The organism is uncultured Fretibacterium sp. (genome assembly GCF_938030725.1).
GTDB lineage: Bacteria > Synergistota > Synergistia > Synergistales > Aminobacteriaceae > Fretibacterium.
Map to the genome: position 1 here is coordinate 1 of NZ_CALHIQ010000048.1, position 21362 is coordinate 21362.

Genomic DNA, 21362 nt, shown 5'->3' on the forward strand with positions numbered 1-21362 from the left:
GCGGGTCACGGGCGCGAAGACCATCTGGGCGATGCGGTCTCCCGGCTCGACGACGAAGGGCTCGTCCCCCAGGTTGATGAGGATCACCTTCACCTCGCCGCGGTAATCCGCGTCGATCGTCCCCGGACTATTGGGCAGTGCGACCCCGTGCTTCAGGGCCAGGCCGCTTCTAGGGCGAATCTGGGCCTCGTACCCGCTGGGGATGGCCAGTCGGATGCCCGTGGGCACGAGGGCGCGGGCGCCCGGCGCGATCACGCAGGGCTCGGAGGCACGCAGGTCCACTCCCGCCGATGCCTCGGTAGCGTAGGCGGGCAGAGGGAATTCCCTCGCCCGCCCCAAGCGCTGGATTTGGACCGAAACTTCGGCCATGAGGGGCTAGTAGTCCCTTCTCCGGGGCCGGTCGTCCCTCCTGCGGTCGCTGAAGCTCCCCCGATCGCGATCCCTGGGGCCACCGCGACGTTCTCCGCCGAAGCCTCCCCGGTCCCGATCTCCGTAGCTGCGGTCCCGGTCGCCATAGCCGTGGTCGCGATCCCGATAGGAGGAGGGCTCCCTGGCGGCCAGCTGGGCGATCAGGTTGTCGCGCTCCCGCTCATCCGGCAACGCACCCTCCAGGCCGGCTGCGCGCACCCTGTCCTCGTCCGCCAGAAGGCGCCGCCGGGTCAGGTTGACGCGTCCCTGGTCGTCGATCTCCTTCACCATGACGAGGACGCGGTCGCCGGGCTTGAAGACGTCCTCCACCCGCGGCACGCGGCTCGTGCTGATCTCGCTGACGTGCAGCAGCCCCTCCTTGCCGGGCAGGCACTCCACGAAGGCGCCGAAGGCCATCAGGCGCGTCACCGTGCCGTAGTAGACTTCGCCGGCCTCAAGCTCCTTCGTCAGGGAAACGACGATCCGATGGGCCTCGTCCACCTGCTCCTGAGAGGCGCCGGCGATGGACACCTGTCCCGAATCCTCGACGTTCATCTTCACGCCCGTCTGCTGGGTGATGCCGCGGATGACCTTGCCGCCGGGCCCGATGACGTCGCGAATCTTCTCCGGGTCGATGTTGAAGGTCATGATGCGCGGGGCGTGGGGCGAGAGCTCCCTGGGGCTGGGCGCCGCGGCCTCCATCTTGTCCAGGATCTCCATGCGGGCCTTCCGCGCCTGGTTCAGGGCGGACTCCAAAATCTCGCGGGTGATGCCGCCGGCCTTGTTGTCCATCTGGAGTGCCGTCACGCCCTGCCGCGTCCCGGCCACCTTGAAGTCCATGTCGCCGTAGTGGTCCTCAAGGCCCTGAATGTCCGTGAGGACCCGCACCTTGTCCCCCTCCTTGATGAGGCCCATGGCGATGCCCGCCACGTGGCAGCGAAGAGGCACTCCGGCGTTCATCATGGAGAGGCTGCCGCCGCAGATGCTGGCCTGGGAACTCGACCCGTTGGACTCCAGGATGTCCGACACGACGCGCACCACGTAGGGGAACTCCGACTCCGGCGGCACCACGGGCGCCAGGGCGCGCTCCGCCAGGGCGCCGTGACCGATCTCGCGCCGGCCCGGTCCCCGCATGGGGCGCACCTCCCCCACGGAGTAGGGCGGGAAGTTGTAGTGGAGGATGAAGCGCTTGGCGGGCTCGTCCAGCTTGATGCCGTCCAGCACCTGGTCGTCCTCCCCCACCATGCCGAGCGTCGTCACGGCCAGGGACTGCGTTTCGCCCCGCGTGAAGAGCGCCGACCCGTGGACCCTGGGCAGCACCCCCACCTCGCAGGCGATGGGACGGATCTCGTCCATGGAGCGACCATCGACACGGATGCCCTCGTTGACGATGATGGAACGCATGATCGCCTTCACCCGCCCGTCCACGAAGGCGGAGATGTAGTCGCCCTTGTTGGGGTAGGCTTCGGCGAAGTGCTCCTTCGCGGCGTTCTTGACCTCGGCGATCCTCTCGGCGCGAGGCTTCTTCTCGTGAATGCGCACCGCCGCGTCCACCCGGTCGTCCAGGTTCGCCTCGATCCATTCCTCGATCTCCGGGATGCGATCGGGCGCGGGGACGACGATCTCCGGCTTGCCGACCTCCTCCTTCATCTGGCGGAACAGCGCGATGATCTTGCGAATCTCCCGCTGCGCCAGGTCCAGGGCGTCCACCAGGAGCTCCTCGGAAACCTCCTGTGAGCCGGACTCCACCATGGTGATGCCGTCGTCGTGTCCGGCGACAACGAGGTTCAGCCTGGATTCCTTCATCTGGGGCTCCGTGGGGTTCACCACGAGCTCCCCGTCGATCAGGCCAATGCGGACCGCACCGACGGGACCGTTCCATGGGATGCCGGAGATGGAGAGCGCTGCGGAAGCGCCGTTGATGCCCAGGACGTTGGGCGGATACGTCTGGTCCATGGCCATGACCGTGTTCACGACGTGTACGTCGTTTCGCATGTCGTCGCTGAACAGCGAGCGAATGGAGCGGTCCGTGACGCGCGCCCCAAGGATGGCCGACTCCGAGGGCTTGCCCTCGCGTTTGATGAAGCCGCCGGGGATCTTCCCCGCGGAGTAGTAGCGCTCCTCAAAATCGACGAGCAGCGGGAAGAAGTCGATGCCCGTTCGTGCCGTTTCCGTGATGCAGGCCGTGCTGAGGATCACCGTTTCCCCATGGGACGCCATCACCGCGCCGTTGGCCTGTTTTGCCACCTTCCCCGTGCGAAACACGAGCGGCGTCCCGCCTATCGTTACCGAATATTCCTTCTCCAAAGTCAAATAGCCTCCTAAGCGTTGTTGATTCCAGTCCTTATAAGCGCACTTAGGATAGCACAATCGCCCCGTTAGTCCAAGCGTTTTCGGCTGGAAAAATAGGCCCGCCGAAAATCCCCTCACGCGCGGGCCCGCCCTGCGTCCGGGCCGTTCAGGTGCTCCAATATCTTCCGCGCCAACACCGGCCCCACCCCCGGCGCGCCGGCCAGCTCGTCGGGGGAGAGCGCTGCAATGCGCTCCGTCGAGCCGAAGCGGACCAAGAGCTGCGAGGCACGGGCCCTGCCGATGCCGGGGATGTCCTCCAGCGAGGAGCGCTTCATCCGCGCGTTGCGCGCCCGCCGGTGCGTGGTGATGGCGAAGCGGTGGACCTCGTCCCTCATGCGCTGCATCAGCTGCAGCACGGGGCTGCTGCGGTCAAGTCGGATCGGATCGTTGAGCCGATTCGGGAGGAAGATCAGCTCCTCGCGCTCCGCCAGCGCCACGAGGGGCAGCTCCATCTTGAGCTCCGCCAGCGCCCGCATGGCGAACTCCAGCTGCACGGGACCGCCGTCGATCAGCGCCATCTGGGGCATGGGCTCCGACTGGTCCAGGACGTGGCGATAGCGGCGGCGCACCGTTTCCTCGATGGAGGCGAAGTCGTCAACCTCACCCTCCGCCAGGCCGCGTATCCTGAAGCGACGGTAGAGGGAGGGGTTGGGCCGCCCCTGCTCGAACACCACGCAGCAGCCGTAGGTGTCGTGCCCCGCCGTGTGGGAGATGTCGAAGGCGTCCATCCGCCAGGGGATGGTCCTGAGGCCGAACGCCCTCTGGGTCTGGTTCAGGACGTGCCACGTTTCGCTGTCCAGGTCCTCCTGCAGCGCCGAGGACACGCGCTGGCGCGAGATGCGCCAAAGGGCGCGCATCGTGTCGCGGCAGTGGGCCGCCTCCTCGAAGTCCATGCGGCGCGCGGCGGCGTCCATGCGCTTGTGCAGGCGCTCGATCAGCTCTCTGGTGTTCCCCTCCAGCAGGAGGATGACGTCCCCCACCCGCTCGCGGTACTCCGCCTGCGTGCAGAGCCCCGCGCAGGCCCCCATGGAGTGCCCCAGGCTGTACTCGATGCAGGGGCGCTTCCCAGGGTCCGGTTTGAGGTCCGTCCGGCAGACGCGCAGGGGGAAATACCGCTCCGCCAGGCGCATGAGGGAGCGGATGTTCCCGGCGCTGACGAAGGGGCCCAGGTAGACGGCACCGTCGTCGCGCTTGACGCGGGTGATCTCGAGGCGCGGAAAGGCCTCGTCCGTCACGCGGATGTAGGGGTATCGGTCGTTCATCTTGAGGTCCACGTTGAAGAAGGGGGAGTATCGGCGGATCAGCCTGGCCTCGACGATCAAAGCCTCCGCCTCCGTTTCCGTGCGGATGATGGAGATGTCCTCCACCAGGGCGACCAGCTTGCGCAGCCTCGGCGAGGCGAAGTTGGAATGGCGGAAGTAGGAGGACACGCGGCGGCGCAGCTTGATGGCCTTTCCCACGTAGATCACCGTGCCCTCGGCGTCGCGCATGATGTAGACGCCGGGCCTCTCCGGCAGGCTTCGCAGGATGGCCGCGATCTTCTCCTTGACGGCGGCACCCTCCCGCGTGCCGTTTTTGGCGCCGGGACGGACGGCCTTCCTCTCCTCCCGCGCTCCCTCGTGCTGCGGCGAAGGGCCTTCAGCCATGAAAAAGCCCTCCACGACGACTCAAGGCCGACCTCATCATCAGCTTACCGACCCCGAAGGTATCGGCCGGAAATCCACCCCTCGATCCCCTTGTCCGTGCTGACGTGGTACCACACGCCGTCCGCAGCGGTACGGGATTCGGTCGCGTCCACGAGGTCGCCGCGGGACATCCGCGCCAGGACCTGAGCGGTCAGGTTCGGCGCGCTGCGCAGGTTGACCCTGCTGCCGCTGACCCGCATGGGCGCCGTCGTTCCCGCGTCCTCAGAGGTCGCGGTCGGCTGGTCGTCCCCGCTGGCGGGAAGGGCCTCCGGCGCCGGCGACGACGCCCTCACGACCGCGATCCGCGCGTCCGCTGAGGCTTCAGGGGACATCTTCGGAGACTTTGCGGGAAGGCCGACGCTCCCGCTGACTGCCTCACCATGGACGACGGATCCCGCCGGTTCGGAGGAATCGGGAGAGCTCGGAGGCTCCGGCGCACGGGGCGAAACGACAGGGACCGCCGCGACCCCGGAGCCCGTCGCGCCGCCGCCCTCATCTTCGTGGGGCCGTGCCGCCTCCTTCGCCTTCTCCGGCTCCTTTGCGCCCTCGTCGAGCGGAAGGACGTCCTTGCTTTTATCCTCCGGCTGCACCGTCACAGGCTCCTCCGTCGGCGCGGGCACGTAGCCGAACAGGCCAGCCAGCCAGCGTCCGCCGCCGAACAGGAGAAAGCACACAAGGGCCGCCGCGAAGAGGACGCGCCGCACCCAGCGCCTCAGGACCGCCCGCCGCGCCGCGGCGATCTTAGCCGCACGCCGGGCCTCCTTCGAGAGGCGGCGGGCGTCCGCAGCAAGCTGCTGGGCATCCCGGTAGCTGCCGAACCCGTCAAAGTGCTCCGCGACCTCCTCCAGCTCCTCCTCCGTCCGGGCCTGTTCCTTCAGACGGATCAACTCCGCGTAGCGCCTCTCCATGCGCGCCCTCGCGGCGAGGGCCGGGGTGTCGCGATAGGACCCCAGCTCCTCCAGCACGGCCGCCAGCTTATCGTAATCCGCAGGGGTCTGCGCCCTCTCCAGCATGGAAACGGCCTCGTCGTACATCTTCTTGGCCTCGATGCCGCGCTGAGCGTCCTCCACGAGCTTCCGAACGTCCTTGTGGCCCTCCAGGGACTCCAGAAGCTTCATGAGCTCGTCGAGGTCCTCCTGGGTTTCAGCCGAGGCACTGAGGGCCTGAGCGCGCTTGTAGCGCCCCTCGAGCTCTGCCTGCCGCTCCTCTCGGAGGCGCTCCAGCCGCCTGTTGCGAGCTTCGACGTAGCCGTTCAGGACGGCACGCTCCTCGTCGGCAGCGAACTTCAGAGCGCGTTGAAACAGCCGGCTCTGCTCGAACAGCGGTGCGTCGGCCAGGGCCTCCGGAGTGCGGGCCCCAAGTTCCACCATGAGCTTTCCCAAGTAGGCCCGCGAGTTCTCCGGGTCCTGGGTCAGGGCCTGCTCCAGGTACTGGTCCGCCCGGGCGAACTCGCCGTCCTCCAGAAAAATGAAGGCGCGGCGGACCAGGGCCCCGGTCTCCACGCCGACGAGGGACTCGACGGGCTGCAGCGCGTCGTCGCGCAGGAGCTGGACGCGCCCGTCCAGCTCCTGTTCCTCCCCCTCGACGGGGGCCTCCAGGAAGACGTGCATCGCCCGCAGCATTCCGGGCAGGCGAGGGGGCTCACCGTCGGTCCGGGCCGCCAGGGCCGAGGGGTCCTCCCGCAGGGCGTTCACGTCGAGCCGGGCCAGGATGGCCGCCAGGAGGTAGAGCACGGCCCAGACGACCGCGCTGTGGAGCCCCAGGAAAAAAGCCGCGGCTGCAAGGCCTGCATCGACGCCAAGCAGGATCGAGGCCCGCTCCCTTCGCGTCAGGGCCATGCCGCCTCCGACCAACCCCCACAGGGCGGAGAACATGACGATCACGCCCGCGACCTGAAGTCCGAACGTTCCCGAAGCCGCCCATCCGGGGACTGCGGCGCCCGCGAGGACGGTAACGCCTGAAAAGATCGCTGCGAACAGAGAAAGGGCAAACGCGACGATATTCATGAATCAATCTCCCCTCTACGTTGGCGCTGTGTTCCACACAAATTTCGCCATCCTGTCCGGTTTGAAGCGGCTCCGCTGCTCCGCCGTGCCGAACGCACCTCCACCAGCTCAATCGCCGGCCTCATTATATAAGCACCGAAGGACAAAAAGCAACTTGGCGTCCGCGACGCGAAAGAGCCCCTCACGGGGCCCTTGTTTGCAAAAAGCGCTATCGGCTCGTTTCTATCTCGCCCAGCTTTTCCTCGAAGCCGTAGATCGTCGGGTCGATCTCGTCCACGGTGTCGTTCAGCTCGTCGAGGCCGCGGAAGCGCCGCCCTCGCGGGAGTTGGTTTGAAAAGCGCTTGATCTTGAGCAGGGACTGGAGGTAGTTGCGCTCGTAGGGCATGATCATCTGGGCGGCCATCAGGGCGCTGGGGCTGGGCTCCTCCAAGAACATCATCGCCATCTCCAGGTTCTCGTCAACCTCCATCTCGTCGTACCAGATGTCGGCCAGGATCGACTGAAAGCGCGCGCGATCCGCGCCCCGCACCTGCTGGCGGATCACCCAGTCGATGCGGTTCATGCCGCGCCGCAGTTCGTCCGCTGCCCTCCTCGCGTTCTGGGCGGGCAGGGAGTTGTCCGCGATGTACTCCGCCTCCACCTCCAACAGGACCTCCTTCCTCAGGAGGCGTCCATAGGAGGGCCTCAGCTGGACCAAGGCGGGCTCGGAGGGCGCGTCCACGAGGGCTTGAAAGACCGTGCCGGTGTCCACGCCGCGCCGCTCGTAGGGGGAGTTCTTCAGCCAGGTCACGTACCCCGGATCGAACAGCCCCTTGCGTCCCGCCCGTCCGGCCATCTGCAGGAACTCGTTTTTGGAGATGGGCTCCCGGTGGTGGTACTGCACCAGCTGCGCGAAGATGACGTACTGCGCGGGCAGGTTCACCCCCAGCGCCAGCGCGTTCGTTCCGCAGACCACGTCCAGAATACGCTCCCGGAAGGCGGACTCCACCAGGAGTTTCTCCTTCGGGAACATTCCCCCATGGTAGATTCCCACGCCGCGGAGAAGGGGCGGGGCGATGCGCTGGACCTCCAGGATGGCCGCCAGCTCCTTGAGGCGCTCCCGCGCCTCGCGGGACAGCGAGCGGTTCGGCCGCACCTCCGCGATGTCCTCCGCCATCTGAAGGGCCCCTCTCTGAGAGAAGAGGAAGATCAGCGCGTCGTGGACGCCGCTTCGTCTGGCGGGCTTCTTCGGCGTGAAGATCAGCTGCGTCGTGCGCTTGTGGCTCTCGTGGATGATGAAATTGCGCGAGCTGATCCGCGAGAGGTAGGCCCCCACGTTCTTGACGCCCCCCAGCGTGGCCGACATCACCAGGACAGGCGTGTCCGGGTGAGTTTCTCGAATTCCGTCGATGTAGGTCCGAGCCCGATCCGGATCGTTGAATATGTAGTGGAACTCGTCGATCACGAGCCGCTGACCGGGCGTCGAGGCGTACTTCATCGTGTATATCTCCTGCGTGCAACAGATGACGCGCGCGTCCTCGTTGCGCTTGAAGTCCCCCGTTTCGATGCCCACGTCCAGCCCCATGCGCCGGAGGTCCATGTAGCGCTCGTTGCTCAGGGCCTTGATGGGGGCTGTGAAGATGACGCGGGCGGCGTCGGGCTCCCGGACGGCGCCCTCCTCGTCCAGTATCCCGGCCCAGAGGTAAGCCACCAGCGTCTTGCCCGATCCCGTCGGCGCCGAGAGGACGGCGCTCTGTCCCGCAATGCTGCGGTATGCGTTCTTCTGCCAGTCGTAAAACGTCACTTTCTCCAAAGGCGCCAGCTCCAATGACACCCTGCGCCTCGTGCAGGGAAAAATAGCGAGCAGCTCATAAGCCGGGTTCTGTATGTGACGGCCATTTATCTGGACATCTCCTTGCGGAGCGCCTCAAGCGATCGTACCCGGGGGTCGGCGGGCCGCGTCATCCCCCCCTATTCGATCTTGCTCCGGGTGGGGTTTGCCAGGCATACGGCTCGCGCCGCATCCGGCGGGCTCTTGCCCCGCCTTTTCACCATTGCTCCCATATGGGGGCTGTCTGTTTTCTGTGGCACTTTCCTCCGGCTCGCGCCGACCGGACGTTATCCGGCACCCTGCCCTGCGGAGCCCGGACTTTCCTCCACGCCTCTGGCGTGGCGGCCATCCGAGCTGCTCGTTTTTATTGTATCACGATGCAACCGGTATCGACCCGGCGGCGCCCCTCAAAAAAACGCCGGCTCCGCAGCGCAGAAAAGGCACGAGAAAAGAGGCTTTTTCGCTTGTTAATCGCCTGATTGAAAGGTAAAATTTAAGACGTGTGTCTGAAGTTCTTTTTGATCATCTGATCTGAAGTTCTTCCGGAGTCAACGCACGATATCATCATTCTGTCCCCTCTTTCGCCGTTTGCGGAGGGGTCGTAACAGTAAGGAGCGATACAAGAACATGCAACTAGTCATCGCAGCATTGATTTTTGCGGCCGGCGTGGGCGTGGGATACCTGATCCTGCAGGCATGGGACAACACGCGCCTCACCGGAGTGAAGAACCAGACCCTCCTCATGTTGCAGGAGGCCACCGACGCGGCCGAGCGCATCAAGCAGGATCGCCTCACCGAGGCCAGGGACGAGGTTTCACGACTGAGGCAGGAGGCCAATCGCGACGTCAAGGAGCGGAGGGCCGAGCTTCAGAGGGCCGAGCGCAAGCTGGAGCAGCGGGAGGAGAACCTGGACCGAAAGCTCGACCGGGTTTCCCACAAGGAGGACGAGCTGAAGCTGAAGCAGGAGGCGATCGAGAAGCGCGGCGCGGACCTCGAAGCGCTGATCCGGCAGCAGAGCGACAAGCTGGAGGAGATCGCGCAGATGACGAAGGAGGACGCTCAGGAAATCCTGCTCCGCAAGACGGAGGAGGACGCCCAGTACCTCATCGGGCTTCGCCTGAAGGAGCTGGAGGAGCGGGCCCAGCGCGAAGCGGACCGCAGGGCCCGTGACATCGTCGTCGCGGCCATGCAGCGCTGCGCCGTGGAGAGCGCGGGCGAGGCGACGGTCAGCGTCGTCCCCCTCCCCTCTGAGGAGATGAAGGGGCGCATCATCGGCCGCGAGGGCCGAAACATCCGCGCCTTCGAGATGCTGACGGGGGTAGACCTCATCATCGACGACACGCCGGAGGCCGTGACCCTCAGCAGCTTCGACCCCGTCCGCCGCGAGGTCGCCCGCCGTGCCATGGAGCGGCTCGTGGTGGACGGCCGCATCCATCCCGCGCGCATCGAGGAGCTGATCGATAAGGCCACGCACGACGTGGAGGAGGAGATCATCAACGAGGGGGAATCCGCCGTCCTGGAGATGGGGATCAAGAACATCCACTCCGAGCTGGTGCGCACCCTGGGCCAGCTGAAGTTCCGCTTCAGCTACGGCCAGAACGCCCTTTCCCACAGCCTCGAGGTGGCGCAGATCGCGGGCGCCATCGCCGCGGAGCTGGACCTCGACGAGGAGCTGGCGCGCCGTTCGGGACTGCTGCACGACCTGGGCAAGGCCGTCGACCACCAGGTGGAGGGCCCCCACGCCGCCATCGGCGCGGACCTGGCGCAGCGCTTCGGCGAGAGGCCGGAGGTGGTCAGCGCCATCGCCTCCCACCACGATACCCTCGAGGTCAGTTCCGTCTACGAGGTGGTGGTCGCCCTGGCGGACGCCATCAGCGCGTCGCGGCCCGGCGCGCGCCGCGAGAGCCTGGACGCCTACATCAAGAGGCTCGAGAAGCTCGAAGAGCTCGCCATGGGCTTCAACGGCGTTTCCAAGGCCTACGCCATTCAGGCGGGCCGCGAGGTACGCGTCGTCCTCACCGCGGGCAAGACCGACGACGGCAGCGTGTACAAGCTGGCCTACGACATCGCGCGCAAGATCGAGGCCGAGATGAAGTATCCGGGACAGATCAAGGTCAACGTTTCCAGGGAAACGCGCGCGTCGGAGTTCGCAAAGTGATGCGGGTGCTCTTTCTCGGCGACGTCGCCTGGAGCGTCGGGCGACGCGCCTTGGCTTGTGCCCTGCCGGAGCTGCGCCGCGAGTGGGACGGCTTCGACTTCGTCGTCGTCAACTGCGAGAACGCGGCGGCAGGCAAGGGAATGACGGAGAAGATATTCAAGGAGTTCCTGGACCTGGGCGTGGACGGGATGACCTCTGGGAACCACATCTGGGACAAGAACGACTTCGGCGTCGTCTTGGGCTCGGACGCCCGCATCTTTCGCCCGGCCAACTACCCGGCGGTCTGTCCGGGTCAGGGGTGCGGCGTCCTGGAGCGCAACGGACGCCGGCTCGGCATCCTGAACCTGGAGGGACAGGTCTTCATGCCGCCCATCGACTCCCCCTTTTACGCGGCGGACGCCTGCCTGGAGGAGCTGCGGGCCCAGGGGGGCGCGGAGCTCCCCATCCTCGTGGACTTCCACGCGGAGGCGACCTCCGAGAAGGAGGCCATGGGCTTTTACCTGGACGGGCGCGTTTCCGCCGTCCTGGGGACCCACACCCACGTGCAGACCGCGGACGAGCGCATCCTCCCCGGAGGGACCGCCTACCTCAGCGACGTCGGCATGACGGGCGGCCACGGTGGCATCCTGGGCGTGAAGAAGGAGAGCGCCATGCCCCGCTTCCTCACGGGCATGCCCGCGCGCTTTGAGATGTGCACGGAACTGCCGGCCGTCAACGGCGCGGTCGTGGAGATCGACGAGTCCACGGGCAGGGCGCGGAGCATCACCCGCGTCCAGAAGGCCGTGGAGCTTCCGTAGGACCAGGCCCCCGGGTGAGGTGAACTCGACCACCTTCCCTTCGGGCGATCGAGCTTGCACTCAAAGACGAGGGGGGCGCGGGTAATCCGCGCCCCCCTCGTCTTAACTCAATCAAAGCTCAGTGGCCCCAAAGCCCCCTGGGCCCGCCTCCGGCTGCCCGCGGCTCAGGGTTTCCGCGTCCCCCCAGAGCCGTTCCAGCCTGTAGAAATCCCGCCCCTTGCGGCTGAAGACGTGGACCACCACGTTTCCGGCGTCCACCAGGCGCCAGTTGGAACTCGTCTCGCCCTCCAGGCGACAGGGGAGCCCGTGGCGCTCCAGAGCCTCTTCGGCTGCGTCCATCAGCGTCTTCATGTGGACCTCCGAGTTACCCGTCACCAGGACGAAGACGTCCGACAACGCTCCAACGCTGCTCAGGTCCATGAGGACGACGTCCTCGCCGCTCTTCTCCTCCAGCGCATCGAGAAGCCACCGGTATTCCTCCGCGCCGTTCGTCAGCGCCTCCTTATCCAACACAGCCCCTCCTTCCTCTCTTGTCCTCGCGTTCCGTCCGCTCCGCTTCCTCGCGCCCGCCCATCAGGGCACCGGCTCAAGGCGACGGAAGACGTCCTCCTTGTCGTGCCCCAGGATCAGGGTGAGCGAGGCGGCCCGCCGGTCCGCCCGAATCAGCCCCTGGTTCGTGATGCCGCACAGCTCGGCCAGGGCCAGGGCGCCGTCCCGCGCGACCTCGCCCCCGTCCGGCGGGTAGATGATGTTCGTCGTGTGGTAGTCGTAGTGCCTGGCATTGCCCGTGTAGGGGACCTCGATTCCGATGCGCTGGAAGACGTCCGCAGCCCGTTTGCCCAGGCCGCTCTCCCCGTCCCCGTTCAGGATGCGGAGGCTCCCCACCTTCAGGCGCAGCTCGGCGAGCCGGTCCGCGCTGACTGCCGAAAGCCCGTTCTCCTCTCGGCCGATGGCCGGGGCGAGGTCCGCGCTGCCCACGTCGAGGCTGACGGGGGCGGACTCGTCCGCCGAGGGAAGCGGCTCGGTCAGCATCATGGAAAAACGGGCGTTGTCCAGTATCCAATAGCTGAGGCCGCCGGCGTACCCAGCCTTGCCCGGCGCCATGAACATCTGGATTCGCTCCTTAGGCAGCGCCGTTGCGAACTGCAGGAGCTGCAGGGCCTCCACCGGGCTCAGGTCCGTGTCCACCGCGTTCACGACCTCGCCGATCAGGGAGGGTATCTTCGGAATGATCGCCGGGGTCTTCAGCTTGGACATCAGGACGTCCATGAACTTCTGCTGCCGCTGCACCCTGCCGATATCCCCAAGGGGGTCGTGCCGGAAGCGCACATAGCCCAGGGCTGCTATGCCGTCCAGGTGTTGCTGGCCCTTCTTGATGTTGATGAAGAGCTTGCCCGAATAGTCGTTGTAAGACAGGTTCTTCTCGACGTAGATGTCGATCCCGCCCAGGAGGTCCACGATCCGCGGGAAGCTCTCGTAGTTCACCTTCACGAAGTAGTCCAGCGGTAGCCCCGTTAGGTTCACGATCGTCTCCCGCACGAGGGGGACGCCCCCGTAGACGTAGGCGTGGTTGATCTTGTCCCAGCCCTTCCCTGGAATGTACACGCGGGAGTCCCGCGGAATGGAGGCGATCCGCACCGCCTTGTTGTCCACGTCAAAGATCACGATCGCGATGGCGTCCGTCCTAGAGCCGCCGTCCACGTTGTCCAGGCCAACCACCAGAACGTTGATCGTCCCCCTCGCGGCGGCGATCGTCGGGGCCTCCCCCGCCGGAACGACCAGGTTCCCCTCGCTGTCCATGCTGGTCACGTCGCTCCCCGGCCTGGGCAGGGGAAGGACGTTGGGATTGAAGAATATCTCCTTCAGGCGCAGGACCGCCCCGCCTACGGTCGCTGCGAAGATCAGGAGGACGATCCCAAGAATCTTCAAAAACCTCACCGACGCGACACCTCCAACTCGATCGGTTTTGCGCGTCAACGCGCGGCCAGGCAGGGCGCAAAGCCCCCGGCTCAACCCTCTCTACCTATAGAGCCCGTTGGACTCGATGTAGATCTCAACCAGGTGCGGCACGAGAAAGCGGATGCTGTGCCCCGTCCGCGCTCGCTCGCGAATCTCCGTGCTGGAGATCGCAAACTGCGGTATCTCCACCAGCTTCAGGTTCTCCCGCACCTCTTGCGGCAGTGCTTCGATCCCCTCCACGGGATACCCCGGACGGCAGGCCGTCACCAGCGTGCAGAGCTTCGGGAGCAGCTTGTAGTCCACCCACGTCGTGATGTCGAGGATCGCGTCCAGCCCCGTGATGAAGAACAGGTCCTCCGGCGCAATGCCGCCCGCGATGAACTCGCGAAGCGTGTCCACCGTGTGCGACGGCTGGCGTCGATCGACCTCCGTCCTGGAAACGGAGTAATTCAGGACGCCCGCCGTGGCCAGAAGGGTCATGGCGTAGCGGTCCTCCGCCGACGTCACCTGACGATCCCGCTTGTGGGGCGGAGCGCCCGTGGGGACGAAGACGATGCGATCGATGTTCAGCCGGCTCCGGCACTCCTCAGCGAGCAGGAGGTGGCCGTAGTGTATGGGGTCGAAGGTCCCCCCCATAATCCCCGTCTTTGTGGACACTAAAATCCCCTCTCCCATGAAAACGGCGCTGCCGGCCGAGAGGCCAGGTGGCCGCTCCCTACTCCATGATCCTGTCGGGCTGAAAGTCGAACTCGACATCTCCGATCAGGACTCGGTCGCCCTCATGGGCGCCCGCCACCTCCAGGGCCTCCTCGACGCTGAGGCGCTTCAGGAGGCGCGAGAACTTCAGCATCGCGTCCTCGTGTTCAAAGTTGATGCGCCCCACGGCCCTCTCCAGGTTGGCGTGCTCCACCCGGAAACGGCCGTCCGAGAGGCGCCGAACCTCCACGGGCTCCGGCGCGCCGCCGCGGCGGCGTGGGAGCTCCTGAACACCCTGGACCTCCTGCGCCTCCACGAGCGTCGTCCTCCCCACGGGTCGCGGGTGGGCCCGGACCAGGGCGACGACCTCGCGGATCAGCTCCGGGATGCCGTCGCCCGCGAGCGCGCTCACCAGCAGGCAGGGCCTTCCCAGGCGCTCCATCTCCCGCTTCAGAAGGCGGGCGTTCTCCTCCGTGCCGGGCAGGTCCGTCTTGTTACCCACCACAATGCAGGGTCGTCCATCGAGGTCCGCGCCGTAAGCGTGAAACTCCGCCTCGACCACCTCCAGGTTCTTCAGCACGTCCTCCTCGGAGAGGTCCACCACGTGCAGCAGCACCCGTGTGCGTTCGATATGGCGCAGGAACTGAAGCCCCAGCCCCTTGTTCTCGTGCGCCCCCTCGATCAGTCCGGGCACGTCGGCCACGACGATCTGCTGGTCGTCCACGGCCAGGACGCCGAGGTTGGGGGAGAGGGTCGTGAAGGGGTAGCCCGCAATGCGCGGCTTCGCCCCGCTGATGGCCGCCAGGATGCTGGACTTCCCTGCGTTGGGGAACCCCACGAGCCCCACGTCGGCGATGAGCTTCAGCTCAAGCGTCAGCGTCCGCTCCTCACCGGGGTCCCCCTTCTCCGCAAAGCGCGGCGTGCGGCGCACGGAGTTGGCGAAGTGGGCGTTGCCCTTCCCGCCCCGGCCGCCTCGCGCCGCCACGAAGGTCTGCCCAGGTTCCACCAGGTCCGCCAGGACGCGCCCGCCCTCGTCTTGGACCAACGTGCCACAGGGCACGAGGACCTTCAGGTCCGTGCCGTCGGCCCCCGTCTTCATGGCCCCTGCGCCATGGCCCGCATGGCCGGCCTGAAAACGGCGGTTGTACTCGAAGTCCGCCAGGGTGACGACGCCACCCACGGCCTCCAGGATCACGCTGCCGCCCGTCCCCCCGTCCGCCCCGTCGGGGCCACCCTTGGGGACGAACTTCTCCCGTCGGAAGCTCAGGGCGCCATTGCCCCCCCGTCCGGCCTTCACCATAATCCTTGCAACGTCCACAAATTTCACGTCAACACCACCGCGACAGAAGAACAGAAAAAAAGAAGGCCCCGCGCAAAAGGGGGGCCCTCAGGGGTTCCAGGGACAGACGTCCGCCCACCGAGCGCGGAATTCAAGCAGAGGGGACAGGAGGACCGCTGCTGACCCGTCGCTTCAGCGGCCCCATCCAGCCGCTTCAGTTCGCGAGGGCGGGGACGACGGAAACGTACTTGCGGTCCCCCTTGACGGCATACTCCACCTTGCCGGGGACCAGAGCGAAGAGGGTGAAGTCGCGCCCAAGCCCCACGTGCTTTCCGGGATGCAGGTGCGTGCCGCACTGGCGGACCAGGATGCTTCCCGCCGTGACCTCCGTCCCCGCATAGACCTTGATGCCGCGGTACTTCGGATTGCTGTCGCGGCCGTTCGTGGAGCTGCCCTGCCCCTTCTTGTGCGCGAAAAACTGTATGTCGAATTTATAGATCATAGCTGCACCTCCGTAATGTGTACGTACTCACCGTTCCCGGCCGCGACTTCCCTCAGCGAGAGCGCCACCGTCCTCGTCAGGAGCTCCAGCGAGGGGGCAATCCCTTGCGGCCAGAAGACTCGAATCAGCGGGACGTTTCCATCCACCCGACACTCCAGCCCTTCGACCTTCGCCACGTCGGAAAGGCCCGCCAGGAGCGCGTGGACCAGCGTAGAAACCGCTGCACAGACGACGTCCGCGCCCTTTTCGGCAAAGCCGGAGTGTCCGCGGCTCTCCAGCCCGCAGAGCGCCCCCTTCGCCCAGTAGAGCGTTACCTCCGTCACCGGAGGATCAGGCGTCGATGCCCCGGATGACGACCTCGGTGAAGTACTGTCGGTGTCCCTGCATACGGCGGTAGTTCTTCTTGCTCTTGTACTTGAACACCAGGACCTTCTTGCCGCGGCCCTGGGCCAGGACCTCCGCCCTCACGCTGGCTCCCTCGACGTAAGGCGTCCCAAAGCGGACTCCCGTGTCGCCGCCAACCATCAGGACCTTGCCGAAGACGACCTCGCTTCCCGCCTCGCCATCGAGGCGCTCCACGCGGAAGCGGTCCCCTTCCTGGACGCGGTACTGTTTCCCGCCCGTCTCAACCACTGCATACATGATAATTTTCCTCCTCCCGCTGAAAGCAGGCCCTCACCCTTGAGGTTCTTCACGCCTGCTCCATGCGATAAACAGCTTCATGATTTTACGCAAGAGATCGGCTTTCGTCAAGCAAGAAAGCACCTATTGCTCAGTGATAACGTCATCCCTTAACTTCCTCTGTCTCTTGCTTGACTGTTAATCTATTTCCATGAAATACTTAAAAGCAAGTAGGAAATCTGACAGTGTAAAAATAGAGTATAATATTAGCGAATATCTAGAGAGATAAATTCGGGATTGAGGGGGGATTAAAGTATGAGTATCAGATTTGAAAAGGGCCTTAATAAGGATAATGCGACTCTTTTATGTAAATGGTCAAATGAACAAGGAAAAGAATTTCAAGAACAATGGATGGGTTCTCGAATTTCTTATCCATTGAATTATGATAAAATAAAAGAATTAAAAAATATATTTTCCATTTTTAATAAAGAAGAATTCTTAGGGATCATACAGCAAATAAGAGTTGACAAAGATAATATACACATAGGGAGATTTGTATTAGAACCCTGCAAAACGGGATTGGGTCTTGGGAAGGAGGCACTTCAAGGCTTTATAGATTTAATTTTTGAGGATAATAATATTAAAAGCATTTCTCTAACGGTTTTTGATTTTAATCAAAATGCAAAGAGACTTTACGAGAAACTTGGATTTGAAATTGACGAAGTGATTGAGACTCCTACGCTCAAATATATTATGAAAAGATATAGATAAATCTCGGTTTGTCCAACTCAAATAGCAATTCAAGGAACAGTACGCTCCCACACTGTGGGGTTCGCCGAGGCACGGAGCAGCAGCCGGACGACATTAGGTTTTCCTCTTTTGACGGCTATGAACCCAAGGGGAGCGGCCTCCGGTCGCCCCCCTTGGGTTCGTTTTCTTGTCCGCCTCACCTGCGAAGTGATTTGGAAAGGGAATGAAAGCCCGTCAGGACAACGGCTCAGATGCTTTCCCGCTCCTGTTTGCCGTGTGTTATGGCGTCCATGAACACGGCGATCGCTCCGTCGCCGGTGACGTTGCACGCCGTCCCAAAGCTGTCCTGAGCGATGTAGAGCGCGATCATGAGGTTGAGCATGCTGTCGTTGAAACCCAGCATGGAGCTCAGGATGCCGAGGGCGGCCATCACGGCTCCGCCGGGGACGCCCGGCGCGGCCACCATCGTGATGCCCAGCATCAGGATGAACGGGAACAGTCCGCCCAGCGTCACGTCCATGCCGTTCAGCATCATGAGGGCGATCGAGCAGCTCGTGAGGGTGATGGTCGAGCCGGAGAGGTGGATGGTGGCGCAGAGAGGACAGACGAACTCCGCGATTCGGTCGCTCACGTCGTTGCTCTTGGTGCAGGCCACCGTCACGGGGATCGTCGCCGCAGAGGACTGGGTGCCGATGGCCGTGAAGTACGCCGGAAGCATGCGGCGAATGAGCTTGATCGGGTTCCTGCCCGCCACGGTCCCTGCGATCGTGTACTGGATCAGGATGACCGCCACGTGCAGCAGGATGATGATCGCGAAGACGCGGATGAAGACGGACATGATGTCCATGACCGTTCCGGCATAGGTCATGTTGGCAAAGATACCGTACACGTGCAGCGGCAGGAGGGGGATGAGGACGCCGGCCACCAGCTTTTCGATGATGTGCTGGACCTCGGAAAAGCCGTTCTTCAGCGACGTGCTGTGGGTGACGGCGATGCCGATCCCGAAGATGAAGGAGAGGAGGAGCGCCGTCATGACCCCCATCAGGGGCGGCATGTCGATCGAGAAGAGCCCCTTGAGCATGGTTTCTTCAGCGTTTTGAGCGTCCTCAAGCACGATGGAGCCCACCTTCAGGAAGGACGGGAAGACGGACACGTCCACGAAATACGCCAGGAGCCCCGCAAAGAGGGTTGAGGCGTAGGCGATCAGGACGGTAAGCCCCAGAGTCTTCCCTGCTCCGTCGCCCAGCTCGGCGATGCCGGAGACCACGAAGCCGATGATGATCAGCGGGATGCAGAAGCCCAGGAAGTTGCCGAAGATGCTGTTAAAGGTCGCGCCAATCTGGATGATGAGCGGTATCCCCGCGCTCTTGGCCATCGTTCCCACGACGACCCCCAAGACGATGGCGATAATCAGTCGCGGAAGAAGCCCGATGTGAAACTTTTTCTGTCCCTCGTTGCCCATGATGAAAGATTCCTCCTTGTAATATTTATGTATACGCCTGTGTTTTTATGCGTATCAGACCTCTACTTCCCGAACGACCCGATCGCCGCCAGGACCTCGTCGATGTCCGCCTCCGTGTGGTCCGCGTTGATCTGAAAGCGAATCTCCTCCGCTCCACGCGGCACCACGGGGAAGGTCATGCCCGTGGCCAACACCCCGTTCTCCAGCAGGTGCGCCACCATGGCTCTGGTCCGATCCGTGTCGTGCAGCACGAGGGGCGTCACGGGGTGCTCGCCGGGGATCGTCTCGTACCCCAGTTTGACGAGCCCGTCCTCGAAGCGCTTCGTCATGGCGCGCAGGTGCTCCAGTATCTTTGCGCCCTCGTCGCTTTCAAGGATGTCGAGGGCCTTCATCGTGGCACAGGCCTCGCCCACCGTGATGGGGTTCGAGTAGATGTACATGGCCGCGTGCTCCCGCAGGTAGGTGATCAGCGCGCGCGACGCCGTCACGTAACCACCGTTCACCCCGTAGGCCTTGCCCAGGGTCCCGATCAGGACGTCCACCCTGGCTCCGGTCATCTCCTCTGTGCCGTGCCCGGTACGGCCGCAGGCCCCGACGCCGTGGGAGTCGTCCACCACGAGGAAGGCCCCCTCGGCGAAGTGCTCGTCATAGCTGTGGACCAGCTCCAGGATATCCTTGAGCGGGGCGTGATCGCCCCTCATGCTGAAGATGCCGTCCGTCACCACGAGGACGCGCTTCGCCGTGCCGGCCTTCGCCTCATCGAGGCAGCGCTTCAGGTCGCCCAGGTCGTTGTGCTTGTACACCGCGCGGAAGGGGGGCCGGCCCAGCTTGATGGCGTTGATGATGCTGTTGTGGTTCAGCTCGTCGCTGACGACGAAGGTCTCCTTGCTGATGAGGGAGGTGATGACCCCGCCCACGGTCACGTAGGCCGCGCTGAAGATCATCGCGTCCTCCCGGCCATGGAAGGCCGCCAAACGGTGCTCAAGGTCGCGGTGCGCCTTGAACGTCCCGCTGATGAATCGCACCGCACCGGGTCCGACACCGAAGCGGCGCGTGCCCTCCTCATCCGCCGCGATCATGTCCTCGCGCAGGGCGAGGCCCAGGTAGGAGTTGGAGTTCATACGGATGAACTCCTTGCTGCCTCGGCCCTTGAGCAGGTAGCGAGGCCCCTTCGACCCGGCGGCCCGCTTCACCTCGACGATGATCTCCTCCTTGCCCTTCATGCGCCCTTCCTGCTTCAGCTTCTCAAGCTCGGCAGCGAGGGCCGCCTCCAGCTTCTTCATGATCTTCATCGCTCTCCTTTGAATTTAGAAATTTAGAACGGGGATGATATCGACCGACGCAGGCAAGATTTAGAACTTCGCCTCGTCACCCAACTTGAGGCGCAGGTTCTTCAGCATGTCGTCGGTCATAGCGTTCAGGTCGTACTTCGGATTCCAGTCCCACTCCGACCGCGCCGCCGAATCGTCGATAGAGTTGGGCCAACTGTCGGCGATGCCCTGGCGCACGGGGTCGACGTCGTACTCCATGACGAAGGACGGGATGCGGACGCGGATCGCCGCCGCCACCTGTTCCGGCTCGAAGCTCATCGCCGTGATGTTAAAGCAGCAGCGGTGGATCAGCCGTGCGGGGTCCGCCTCCATGACCTGCACCATGCCGTCGATGGCGTCCGGGATGTACATCATGTCCATGTAGGTCCCCGCTGCGATGTAGCTGGTGTAGCGCGCCGCTCGCACGGCCTGATAGTAGATGTCCACAGCGTAGTCCGTCGTGCCCCCGCCCGGCAGCGTCTTGTAGGAGATGAGGCCGGGGAAGCGCACCCCCCGCGTATCGACGCCCCATTTCTTGTGGTAGTACTCGGCCAGGAGCTCTCCGGCCACCTTGGTGATGCCGTAGATGGTGTTGGGCCGCTGAATCGTGTCCTGCGGGGTCCTGTCGTGGGGCGTCTCGGGGCCGAAAGCGGCGATGGAGCTGGGGAAGAAGATCGCACAGCCCTTCTCGCGGCCCATCTCAAGGGCGTTGCACAGCCCCTGGATGTTGATCTGCCAGGCAAGCTGAGGCTTCTTCTCCGCGTTGGCCGACAGGATTCCGGCCAGGTGGTAGATCGTGTCCGGCTTGAACTTCGACACGCACTCCGCGTACCGTTCCGCCTCCCGAACGTCCAGGATCTCGAAGGGGCCCTCCGGAAGGGCGTGCGCCGCATCCTCCCGGACGTCGGTGGCGAGGACGTTCGCCGCGCCGTAGTCCCGGCGCAGCCGCGTCACGAGCTCCGTCCCGATCTGCCCAAGGCACCCCGATACCATGATCCGCTTCATTGTGAAGACACCTCCATACAGGATTTGATTCCTGAGTCTCAGTATAGGACAACGAAGGGACGTTTTAAGATGCTATATTTTATATTTTAAAAGGACACCCCATACAGCCCCGCTCGATGCTCTGAATGCCTCTCCTATCTTCTATACTACCGCATTATGACGAAAAAGGTTCTGAGGGCTAACCACGTCTGGATGAACTATGAAGTATGAGAACGGGACGGTATCGCCGCGTTGCAATATTTCGTCCACACGCCACCACAGGCCGACAGGAACGGAGTGCGTCGTGTTCAGAACCAGTCGGCCGGAACAGAACGGGGCGGCAAGCGCCGCCCCAGCAAGAAGAATCGATGCTGCAATTCGAAGCATTATAAGCCGGCGCGTTGAAGAACGAGTCGCTGCCTGCCAGGGAATACCCTTCGGCAGCAAGAATGCCCAGTACAAGAACAACAACCACGTTTCCCGTTTGCAGCTTCTTTATGAAACCCGCCCTTTTCCACCTTGCCACACAGGCTATCTGTGCAGCGCTTTTTTGTTCTTTTGTGCCAGGAGCTCGACACGTGCCG

Annotated in this window: 19 protein-coding genes and 1 other RNA gene; 4 read left to right on the forward strand and 16 right to left on the reverse strand. The window is 64.0% G+C overall.

All coding sequences use genetic code 11. The annotated features are described in order from the left end of the window. The 6 genes from dut to rnpB form a co-directional block, all read right to left on the reverse strand. On the reverse strand, positions 1-369 hold a 369-nt coding region (gene dut / locus Q0629_RS02990; protein ID WP_298778755.1), incomplete at its 3' end, for a dUTP diphosphatase. A gap of 6 nt (positions 370-375) precedes the next feature. Beyond that, positions 376-2715, reverse strand: a complete 2340-nt coding sequence (locus Q0629_RS02995) for a polyribonucleotide nucleotidyltransferase (RefSeq protein ID WP_298778757.1) — start codon at positions 2713-2715, stop codon at positions 376-378. A gap of 119 nt (positions 2716-2834) precedes the next feature. Beyond that, the gene (locus Q0629_RS03000) at positions 2835-4406 is read right to left on the reverse strand and encodes an excinuclease ABC subunit UvrC (RefSeq protein WP_298778760.1); all 1572 of its coding nucleotides are present in this window, start codon (positions 4404-4406) and stop codon (positions 2835-2837) included. Between the two features lie 44 nt (positions 4407-4450). Next, complete coding sequence (locus Q0629_RS03005; protein ID WP_298778762.1) at positions 4451-6451, reverse strand: SH3 domain-containing protein; 2001 nt, start codon at positions 6449-6451, stop codon at positions 4451-4453. 208 nt (positions 6452-6659) lie between these two features. Further along, entirely contained in the window at positions 6660-8234 is a 1575-nt protein-coding gene (locus tag Q0629_RS03010) for a DEAD/DEAH box helicase (RefSeq protein ID WP_298778800.1), read from the reverse strand. A 52-nt stretch (positions 8235-8286) separates the two neighbouring features. Then, an RNA gene (rnpB, locus tag Q0629_RS03015) (RNase P RNA component class A) lies at positions 8287-8622 on the reverse strand. A 266-nt stretch (positions 8623-8888) separates the two neighbouring features. On the opposite strand from rnpB, the gene rny reads away from it, so the two are divergent. Next, positions 8889-10418 carry a ribonuclease Y gene (gene rny / locus Q0629_RS03020; protein WP_298778765.1) on the forward strand — a complete coding sequence of 510 codons (1530 nt, stop codon included), beginning with the start codon at positions 8889-8891 and terminating at the stop codon, positions 10416-10418. Continuing rightward, entirely contained in the window at positions 10418-11215 is a 798-nt protein-coding gene (locus Q0629_RS03025) for a TIGR00282 family metallophosphoesterase (RefSeq protein WP_298778770.1), read from the forward strand. The genes rny and Q0629_RS03025 overlap by 1 nt, the downstream gene beginning before the upstream one ends. 111 nt (positions 11216-11326) lie before the next feature. Here the strand turns inward: Q0629_RS03025 and rsfS are convergent, their stop codons facing one another. From rsfS to rplU, 7 genes are all read right to left on the reverse strand, one after another. Further along, on the reverse strand, positions 11327-11728 hold the full coding sequence (rsfS, locus tag Q0629_RS03030) for a ribosome silencing factor (RefSeq protein WP_298778772.1): 402 nt from the start codon (positions 11726-11728) through the stop codon (positions 11327-11329). 60 nt (positions 11729-11788) lie between these two features. Next, positions 11789-13153: an LCP family protein gene (locus tag Q0629_RS03035; protein WP_298778774.1), complete on the reverse strand. Its 1365-nt coding sequence runs from the start codon at positions 13151-13153 to the stop codon at positions 11789-11791. An 81-nt stretch (positions 13154-13234) separates the two neighbouring features. Further along, complete coding sequence (gene nadD, locus Q0629_RS03040; RefSeq protein WP_298778776.1) at positions 13235-13831, reverse strand: nicotinate-nucleotide adenylyltransferase; 597 nt, start codon at positions 13829-13831, stop codon at positions 13235-13237. 58 nt (positions 13832-13889) lie between these two features. Next, positions 13890-15197, reverse strand: a complete 1308-nt coding sequence (gene obgE, locus Q0629_RS03045; protein WP_298778779.1) for a GTPase ObgE — start codon at positions 15195-15197, stop codon at positions 13890-13892. Between the two features lie 166 nt (positions 15198-15363). Continuing rightward, a complete protein-coding gene (gene rpmA / locus Q0629_RS03050) occupies positions 15364-15651 on the reverse strand; it encodes a 50S ribosomal protein L27 (protein WP_298778782.1) in 288 nt (95 codons plus the stop codon). Next, positions 15648-15974 (reverse strand): ribosomal-processing cysteine protease Prp, encoded by a 327-nt coding sequence (locus tag Q0629_RS03055; protein WP_298778785.1) that lies wholly within the window; start codon positions 15972-15974, stop codon positions 15648-15650. Before Q0629_RS03055 ends, rpmA begins: the two co-directional genes overlap by 4 nt. 7 nt (positions 15975-15981) lie before the next feature. Then, positions 15982-16293 (reverse strand): 50S ribosomal protein L21, encoded by a 312-nt coding sequence (gene rplU / locus Q0629_RS03060; protein ID WP_015555775.1) that lies wholly within the window; start codon positions 16291-16293, stop codon positions 15982-15984. A gap of 294 nt (positions 16294-16587) precedes the next feature. On the opposite strand from rplU, the gene Q0629_RS03065 reads away from it, so the two are divergent. Then, a complete protein-coding gene (locus Q0629_RS03065; protein ID WP_298778791.1) occupies positions 16588-17043 on the forward strand; it encodes a GNAT family protein in 456 nt (151 codons plus the stop codon). A gap of 226 nt (positions 17044-17269) precedes the next feature. On the opposite strand, the gene Q0629_RS03070 is transcribed toward Q0629_RS03065, so the two are convergent. From Q0629_RS03070 to Q0629_RS03080, 3 genes are all read right to left on the reverse strand, one after another. Then, positions 17270-18484, reverse strand: coding sequence for a dicarboxylate/amino acid:cation symporter (locus tag Q0629_RS03070; protein ID WP_298778793.1), 1215 nt, complete (start codon positions 18482-18484; stop codon positions 17270-17272). A gap of 62 nt (positions 18485-18546) precedes the next feature. After that, positions 18547-19767 (reverse strand): aminotransferase class I/II-fold pyridoxal phosphate-dependent enzyme, encoded by a 1221-nt coding sequence (locus tag Q0629_RS03075; RefSeq protein ID WP_298778795.1) that lies wholly within the window; start codon positions 19765-19767, stop codon positions 18547-18549. Between the two features lie 69 nt (positions 19768-19836). After that, entirely contained in the window at positions 19837-20799 is a 963-nt protein-coding gene (locus tag Q0629_RS03080) for an NAD-dependent epimerase/dehydratase family protein (protein ID WP_298778796.1), read from the reverse strand. A 199-nt stretch (positions 20800-20998) separates the two neighbouring features. Between Q0629_RS03080 and Q0629_RS03085 the strand changes: the two genes are divergently transcribed. Continuing rightward, positions 20999-21362, forward strand: a 364-nt coding sequence (locus Q0629_RS03085; protein ID WP_298778798.1) for a hypothetical protein, incomplete at its 3' end; no start/stop codon positions are given.

Excerpts from the sequence above, each read along its gene's own strand:
- Q0629_RS03005 (WP_298778762.1), bottom strand. The coding sequence starts at position 6,451 with ATGAATATCGTCGCGTTTGCCCTTTCTCTGTTCGCAGCGATCTTTTCA.
- Q0629_RS03000 (WP_298778760.1), bottom strand. The coding sequence starts at position 4,406 with ATGGCTGAAGGCCCTTCGCCGCAGCACGAGGGAGCGCGGGAGGAGAGG.
- Q0629_RS03075 (WP_298778795.1), bottom strand. The coding sequence starts at position 19,767 with ATGAAGAAGCTGGAGGCGGCCCTCGCTGCCGAGCTTGAGAAGCTGAAG.
- Q0629_RS03065 (WP_298778791.1), top strand. The coding sequence starts at position 16,588 with ATGAGTATCAGATTTGAAAAGGGCCTTAATAAGGATAATGCGACTCTT.
- Q0629_RS03080 (WP_298778796.1), bottom strand. The coding sequence starts at position 20,799 with ATGAAGCGGATCATGGTATCGGGGTGCCTTGGGCAGATCGGGACGGAG.
- Q0629_RS03070 (WP_298778793.1), bottom strand. The coding sequence starts at position 18,484 with ATGGGCAACGAGGGACAGAAAAAGTTTCACATCGGGCTTCTTCCGCGA.
- Q0629_RS03025 (WP_298778770.1), top strand. The coding sequence starts at position 10,418 with ATGCGGGTGCTCTTTCTCGGCGACGTCGCCTGGAGCGTCGGGCGACGC.
- rny (WP_298778765.1), top strand. The coding sequence starts at position 8,889 with ATGCAACTAGTCATCGCAGCATTGATTTTTGCGGCCGGCGTGGGCGTG.
- rpmA (WP_298778782.1), bottom strand. The coding sequence starts at position 15,651 with ATGATCTATAAATTCGACATACAGTTTTTCGCGCACAAGAAGGGGCAG.
- rplU (WP_015555775.1), bottom strand. The coding sequence starts at position 16,293 with ATGTATGCAGTGGTTGAGACGGGCGGGAAACAGTACCGCGTCCAGGAA.